Origin of the sequence: uncultured Salinisphaera sp. (assembly GCF_964012375.1) — a bacterium.
GTDB lineage: Bacteria > Pseudomonadota > Gammaproteobacteria > Nevskiales > Salinisphaeraceae > Salinisphaera.
In genome coordinates this window covers 23,265-29,907 of the sequence record NZ_CAXGSH010000045.1, presented here as the reverse complement: position 1 = coordinate 29,907, position 6,643 = coordinate 23,265, and the positions used below count along the sequence as shown (strand labels likewise).

Here is a 6,643-nt window from a genome sequence, read left to right as displayed (position 1 = left end):
TCACGCTGTCGTCGGCGAGGATCTCCAGCGTGTCGTCGTGGGCTTGTAGGGACAGTGGGCCGTTGGCGGCCACGGCCTGGGCGCCGCCGTCGTGGGTGTAGAGGCTGGTCGTTCCACCGGCCACGCTGCTGTAGGTCGCGCCGGCCGTATGCTGGGTTTCACCCTGGGTGGTGACATGGGTGTTCTGGCCGGCATAGTGCAGCTGCGATGCGGGCGTGGTGAAGGCGACGGTACTCGGGCTGTCGACGAACACGAAGGGTTTGGCGAAGCGTTCGGCCGGGTCGCCGCCGTCGCGTTGTCCGGCTGCGGGCTTGCGGTGATCCTGGCCACCGACCGGGCCGGTATAGACGCCGTCGGCGTCTGGATCGATCGCCTGGGTGAAGTCGGCCTGGGCGCGGTTGGCGTTCAAGCCCGCGGCGCTCTGTGCGCTGGCCGCATCCGACAGGCTCGTCGCACGCTCTTGGGCGGCCTTGAGCTGGCCGACCGCTTCGGTGACGTCCTGGGCGGTGGATGTGGCGCGTGAACGCGCGCTGCTGGACACGAGCAGCCCTTCGGGCGCGCGCAGCGCGGCCCAGCCGGCGGTTTTGAGCTCGGCGCCCTGGCCGCGATAGGCGCCGCGGTGGGCGCCTTGTTGATCGATCAGATACCCCAGATTGAGGGCGCTGTCGGCCTGGGTGGTGGCCAGCCGGGTTCTGAGCTGTCCCGGGGCATCGTCATGCACCCATTGGTTATGGCCGCTGCCATCCAGGGCCTGATTATGGGTGCCGGATAGGGTGCCGGGATGGTTGGCGGCGCTGTTCGCGCCGGCGGCGAAGGGCGGCGCGTCGCTGCCGTTATAGAACTGGCCGGTAATGATCGGCTGATCGAAATCGCCGTCGAGAAAATCCACCAGTACTTCGCTGCCGATACGCGGGGTGAAGTGATCCCCCCAGTTGGGCCCGGCCAGGCCTTCGGCCACCCGCACCCAGGTGCCGGCACGTTCGTCGCCGGGGGCATTGCCTTGGGGGGTCGCACTGCTGTGGGTTTCGCGCAGGCCACCCGGTGTGGGTTGCTCGCCGCGTTGCCAGGGGAACTGGATCTTGACGCTGTGATCGCGGCTGCTGGTGAGCGTTTCATCGGCCACGCCGACAACGAGTGCGCTCTCCGGGCCGGCGGCTTCGGGCGCGGCGATGAAGGTGGGCACCACGGCCGTGGTGTCCGGCACGCATACGAAGGCATTGCGATAGCTGCCGAATTCGATATCGGTGGTGCCCAGCAGATGGGCGAGATGGGCACCGAGATTGTTGGCGGCGCGATGCTCGACCGCGCAGAGCACATAGCGCCCATCATCGCTGGCATGGTCGGTGAGCGTGAACGCACAGCCGGCGGCGAGTTGCCGGGCACTGGCACGGCCCGAGGCGCTGATGGACTTCAGACGCGCAGCGGCGAGGGCGTTGTCGACGCTTTGGCTGATGCCGGCGTCATCCTGATGGCGCCAGCTGCTGCGACTGCCGTCGTAGAGCTCCAGCGCCGGCAGATCGGGGGCGGCATGCTCGGCCTGGGCGGCATGGGCCTTGAGCTTGAAGGCGTCCCAGGCCGAGAGCGTGGCGGTATTGGGCGCCAGGGCCCGCCGGGCACTGAACGTGGTGATGGCGTCTTCGGTTTCGGCGGCGGAAATACGATGAAAACGGATCGCGGCCGGCTCGACGTCGGGCGCATCGGCCTGGCGATCGAAAATACGCAGCTGCGGGCCGTGACTCGCACCGTGTTCGGTATCGGCGGCCGAGGCGCTCGGGTCGTGGCGAAAATGAAAGCTCAGGCCTTCTTCGGCGAGCAGACGCTCGACGAAGGCGAGATCGGTTTCGCGGTACTGGGTACAGCGGGGGCGCTTGGCCAAAGACTGGCTGACATCGACGCTGTAATCGGCCTGGGGATAGTCGGCAAAGATACGTTCGATGATTTCGAGGGCGTCGAGATCCTGAAAGACGAGGCAGTTGCGTCGACGCGAGAGAAACGAAAGCCAGGGCTGCAGATGCAGCCGGTAGCGGGCCAGCCCGCCATCGGCGCCCATAAACCCGGCCTGGGTGATATAACCGTGCCAGGCACGGGCGGGCCCACTGGCCTGGGCCAGACGCAGGGTCATAGGCTGGCCGATGAGGGATTTGAGTTCGAAATGGGCCGACGGGGCGGTACAGTCGATGACGAACTCGAAGCATTCGCTGATGGCTTCGCGCCCGTGTATGCGTTCGACTACGAACGCGTCTTCGCCCAGCGGTGTTTCTACCGCCAGCAGGCGGCCGTGCTGGCTGTAGACGGCCTGGAAGGCCTGGCGGATTTTGCTGATGGCTAGATCGGACTGTGCCATATGATTACCTGCCGGTGTCTAGGGCAGCGTTATAGTCAAGTGGGCGGCCGAAGGCGGCAGCTGTACGACATCGTTGTACTGGGCAAGCCGGTGCTCACTGCTGTTCGACAAGCTCGCGTTGAGGCCCACCAGCGCCACCGCGCCCACGAGCGCGCAGACGCTGGCAACCACCCAGGCCGGCACTTCGCGCTTGAGCGTATGAGCGACCGAGTCCGGCGGTTCCCAGTGCGGCGCGAAACCCGCGCGCCGGCCCTTCATGTTGGCAATTTCGTCGCCGAGCCGGGCGGTGAGATAGCCCAGCTTTTCCGATCCCTCAAGCGCGAACTTGCCCTTGAAGCCGAGCAGTAGGCACATATAGAACACTTCCAGTGCCTCAATGCGGGAGCGGCCCTGGGCGCGTAATTCCTCGAGGCGGTCGAAGAAATGTTCGCCGGCCAGCTGGTCGCCGAAAAGCTCGAGCTGCAGCGGGCGTCGGCCCCATTCGTCGCGAATATCCGCGGCTTCGGCAAGAACGGTTTCATCGACCGCGGCACAGAAGGCGTATTTCGCCGCGTAGATATCCTCGGTGGATTTGCCCAGCTTCTTGGCGGAGCGTTCGAACTCGTCAAGATAGCGTTCGACCGCATTTGCGAACGCGGCGGCGTCCTGCGGCAACTGGCCATTGCGCAGCGCGAAAAGCAGATAGAAACCGTTATATAAAAGATCGACCAGCGTTTTGTTGCCGTCGTGCTCCACCCCGGGATACGCCGTATCCGGGCTGGAGCTCTCGCTGTTGAACATGCTGGGTCGGTTGCTGTTGGCTGATGTATTCATGGCGTGACCGCGATTAGCTCGAGCTTGAGGTCGGACACCCCGTTGGGCACATAGATCATCACGGAACCGGCCTTGAGCATGCGCTCATACAGCGGGCCCTGGGCCTGAAGCGCGAAGTAGTATTGGCCGCTGCGCACTGGCACGGCTGCGGGCGCCTGCGGGGTATGCACGAGTTTGACACCGGGCAACGCCGAGAGCACGCATTTTTCGACGTCGTCCGGCGCGCCGACCTTGAAGCGTACGGGCACCACGTCGATGAGTTCGGTGGCGGGCATGTCGGCGCCCACCGATAGATACAGTTCCGTACGTTCGTCGATTCGATCGGAAGCGAGCTGGCCCAGATAGTACGAAGGCCGCTGCTCGGTGAGCGCGATCTTGAAATAGCGCTCGGAAATAACCGCTTCCAGAAGCTCCCGATTGATACGCATGAGTGCGTCGAAACACGGCCCAGGATCATCGTGGCTATACGCCGGCAGATCATTCAGCGTATAGACCTTCGAAAAAGTCATCAGCGAGCCGGCAAGCTCGAGCATCTGCTGGTAGAGACGCTCCGGGTAGAGCCCCGGATGGTGCAGAAAATGCGAAAGCCGCGCGAATGAAGTGCTTGCCGTGTGCAACAGCCAGAAGGAGGCGATGTCGCCGGATCTGAACTCGATCACATGTTTGCTGGGCTCGCGGTGATGGCCATACAGCGCTTCGACCTTGGCCTGTAACGCGTCGAGCAGGCTGCGCAACTGCTGTTGCAGCAGCGGCGACGCCTCGATGTTAAGACAGGGTGGCATGAAGCTCTTGTCGAGTTCGAAACCGCCGGTCGAGGCACGTTCGACCCGTGCGATCGGCAGACAGATGAACTCGTCGCGGGGTTTGTCGTCGGTGAGCAGGCGCACCGACTTACCCAGAAACGCGATCTCCGCCTCGCTCGCGTCGGTGAACAAATCGGCGGTCTGCGCAGTTGTCTTCACGTAGCGTGACAGCCCATTGCCGTCGGCGCCGAGATTGCCGCCGTGATTCTTGAAGCGGGGAATGGCCGCATGGATGACCACGCTCGACGTATTATCGGGCAGGGCGTCGAGGCCGATGGCCTCCGGCAGGGGATCGCTGTCGGGTGCGTTCACCGTTTCCCCGTCGGGAAAGATCGCCGACAACGATTCCAGCCGGAATACGCCGTTGCGAAGCGCGCCAACGTCGACACGGCTGGCGCGGATCCCCCAGGCGTAAGGGTGCAGATCCGCCATGACCTCGCGCACGCGCCCGTCATGGAATGCATCCTGACGCTGGAAGTGCTGCGGCCTCAGGAAAAGGCCTTCGCCCCACAAAACACGTCTGTTTCCGTTCATCAATCACTCATTCCGTTGATCGTGGCACACGGCCCATGCAGCAGGGCGCGGCAACCGGCCGGCGACACGCCGGTCCGTGTCGCACTTGCGTCCTGGCAGACTAATTCATTCATGCGTCATTCTTTTTAAACAGGCCGCGGGGCGCTGGCGCCTAGTCGTCGCAGTGGACGTTCGAGAGGCGCCGCAGCGAATATTCCGGCGCGTTTACAACGCTGCCGCTCGTAATGGTCATCGCGCAGGCATGCAAGCCGGCGACGACCGGTTCAGCCTTTTCGGGCGTCAGATCGAAGGCGAAGCGCCAACGTTCCGGCGCAGGATTGCGAAACAGCGCAACCACGCCGAGATAGGTGCCTGCCGGTAGCTGCGGGACCTGCGTTTCGTAAGTCTGCGACGGTACCAGCAGGGTTTCGCGCGTTTCTATGAGGTCGTCTCCCAGCAGCTCGCGGGTTCGATCGTCGTCTAGAAACGTGTCGTAATCTGCCTGTTCGAATGCGTTGGTGTCTTTGAGCACATAGAGCTTGACCAGCAAGGCAAGCGGGTCGCCGTACTCACTCAGGTTCATGTTGCCGCCCGCGAACAGTTTCAGGCTTATTCTAGGCTGGTCGCCCTCACTGCTGAATTTGCCGATCGGTTCCGGTGCCTTCTTCGTATTATCACCGCCGGAAAGCAGGCTGCATCCGGATACCGATAGCAATAAGATTGCAAACAATGAAGTGAGTACGCAGTAAAACAGCGTTTCGTTATTCCCGTGTTTTGCCATTAAATTCTGTTTTCGTTGAAAATCGTTGAAATGATAATAACAGTGTCGTGCACTGGTGAAAAAAAGTGTTATTGTTATACACAGACGTTTTACCATGTGTCGAGAATACTCGCCACGAGAGGCACTTAAGGTTTGCAGCTGCAAATGAATGGATATATGGGGATCGGTCCGGGGGTGCGGTTGGTTTCGATTGCCGGGATGCTTGTCGCGGCATCGGTGCTTTCGGGTTGTGCAACCTCCGGGAAGGGCGATATCGATGCCGCGCCCAAGTCCGAGCAGGCGCTGCTCGCCGAGGCGAGCGAGGCGCGGGACAGCGGCAGGGACGACGCCGCGGTTGAACTGCTGCGCCAAGCTGCGGAGCGCAATCCGGTGTCGGTTACGCCCTGGTTGAACATCGCGCAGATCCGCTTCGATGCCAACAGCTACGACACCGCGATCGTGGCGGCAGAAGAAGCCGTGAATCGCGAGCCGTCCAATCTGGAAGCGAACAGCATCATTATCGTCAGCAGTCTTCGGCTGGCAGAGCGCGCGATCAAAGCGCTACGCGCGGACAGCAAGCTCGAAGGCTCGGTTCGCAGCGAGGCCCAGGCGCTGGCACAGCAGCTGCGCGAAACGCTCGGCGAAGATGTGCTTGTAGGCGATAGCACGCCGCGGCGACGTAGTGCCCCGCGGCGCGCTCGTAGGGCGGCCGCGGCGTCTTCTTCCGGCGCTTCTTCATCAAACAGTAAAAAATCGTCTTCATCATCTGGCGGGGCCTCCACGCCCGCCGGTCCGGATAATCAGGGCTCGAGCGGCGGCTCGCTCGATCCGTTCGAGTCGCTCCAGACGTTACCGCAATAGGGGTCTCGCCATGGCTAAAAATGAAAGTGTGCAGAAACGACTGCAGAAGGTTCGTCCGCCGCGCGTCCAGCTGACGTACGACGTCGAAAAGGGCGATGCGATCGAAGAAAAGGAGCTGCCTTTTGTGGTTGGCGCGGTCGGTGATTTCCGTGGCCAGTCGGAAGTGGAGCAGCCCAAGCTTCGTGATCGCAAGTTCATTTCCGTCGATCGCGACAACCTCGACGAGGTTATGAGTGGGCTGGCGCCGCGGGCGGCTTATCGCGTGCGCAACCGCCTTTCCGACGAGGGCGGCGAGTTCGGCGTCGATATGACCTTCAAGAGCATGGACGACTTCTCGCCCGAGTCGGTAGTCGAGCAGGTCGAGCCGCTCAAGCAGTTGGTGGATGCGCGCCGCAAGCTTGCGGATCTTCGCAACAAGCTCGCCGGCAACGAGAAGCTCGAAGACATGCTCGCCGAGGTGCTGAGCAATACCGAGCAGCTCGAGGCTCTGAAAAAATCGGCAGCGTCGGCCGACGACAAAGCCGACGATGATCGAGGAGAAAGTTAAGA

The 6,643-nt window shown here is 62.5% G+C and carries 6 protein-coding genes; 2 read left to right on the top strand and 4 right to left on the bottom strand.

What is annotated here, in order from left to right; translation table 11 throughout:
* From tssI to tssJ, 4 genes are all read right to left on the bottom strand, one after another.
* Nucleotides 1–2,344, bottom strand: a 2,344-nt coding sequence (tssI, locus tag ABNU97_RS09595) for a type VI secretion system tip protein TssI/VgrG (protein WP_348766511.1), incomplete at its 3' end; no start/stop codon positions are given.
* A gap of 18 nt (nucleotides 2,345–2,362) precedes the next feature.
* On the bottom strand, nucleotides 2,363–3,157 hold the full coding sequence (gene icmH, locus ABNU97_RS09590) for a type IVB secretion system protein IcmH/DotU (RefSeq protein ID WP_348766510.1): 795 nt from the start codon (nucleotides 3,155–3,157) through the stop codon (nucleotides 2,363–2,365).
* The gene (tssK, locus tag ABNU97_RS09585; RefSeq protein WP_348766509.1) at nucleotides 3,154–4,494 is read right to left on the bottom strand and encodes a type VI secretion system baseplate subunit TssK; all 1,341 of its coding nucleotides are present in this window, start codon (nucleotides 4,492–4,494) and stop codon (nucleotides 3,154–3,156) included. The genes icmH and tssK overlap by 4 nt, the downstream gene beginning before the upstream one ends.
* Before the next feature lie 151 nt (nucleotides 4,495–4,645).
* Complete coding sequence (gene tssJ / locus ABNU97_RS09580; RefSeq protein WP_348766508.1) at nucleotides 4,646–5,350, bottom strand: type VI secretion system lipoprotein TssJ; 705 nt, start codon at nucleotides 5,348–5,350, stop codon at nucleotides 4,646–4,648.
* Between the two features lie 60 nt (nucleotides 5,351–5,410).
* Here tssJ and ABNU97_RS09575 point away from each other — a divergent pair, with 60 nt between their 5' ends.
* Together ABNU97_RS09575 and tssB are read left to right on the top strand one after the other, a co-directional pair.
* Nucleotides 5,411–6,094 carry a hypothetical protein gene (locus ABNU97_RS09575; protein ID WP_348766507.1) on the top strand — a complete coding sequence of 228 codons (684 nt, stop codon included), beginning with the start codon at nucleotides 5,411–5,413 and terminating at the stop codon, nucleotides 6,092–6,094.
* A gap of 10 nt (nucleotides 6,095–6,104) precedes the next feature.
* The gene (gene tssB, locus ABNU97_RS09570) at nucleotides 6,105–6,641 is read left to right on the top strand and encodes a type VI secretion system contractile sheath small subunit (RefSeq protein ID WP_348766506.1); all 537 of its coding nucleotides are present in this window, start codon (nucleotides 6,105–6,107) and stop codon (nucleotides 6,639–6,641) included.
* Nucleotides 6,642–6,643: the final 2 nt, after the last annotated feature.